We start from the raw sequence: 389 nt of genomic DNA on the forward strand, positions 1-389 counted from the left end.
ACACCAGCCCGTATGAACTGGTGAAACTGCTGGTGGGCAGCCGCGCGCGCTTTACCGTGGTGGGCGATGACGACCAGTCGATCTACTCCTGGCGCGGCGCACGTCCACAAAACCTGGTGCTGCTGAGTCAGGATTTTCCGGCGCTGAAGGTGATTAAGCTTGAGCAGAACTACCGCTCTTCCGGACGTATTTTGAAAGCGGCGAACATCCTGATCGCCAATAACCCGCACGTCTTTGAGAAGCGTCTGTTCTCCGAACTGGGTTACGGCACAGAGCTTAAAGTTTTAAGCGCGAATAACGAAGAACATGAAGCCGAGCGCGTCACTGGTGAACTGATTGCGCATCACTTCGTCAATAAAACGCAGTACAAAGATTACGCCATTCTTTAT

At 52.7% G+C, this 389-nt stretch carries 1 protein-coding gene; it reads left to right on the forward strand.

All coding sequences use genetic code 11. From position 1 onward, the window contains the following. The coding region (locus GR212_RS36710) for a UvrD-helicase domain-containing protein (RefSeq protein WP_163995047.1) at nt 1-389 on the forward strand (389 nt) is incomplete at both ends.

Origin of the sequence: Martinezella lusitana, assembly GCF_010668395.1 — a bacterium.
Taxonomy (GTDB): Bacteria; Pseudomonadota; Alphaproteobacteria; order Rhizobiales; family Rhizobiaceae; genus Rhizobium; species Rhizobium lusitanum_A.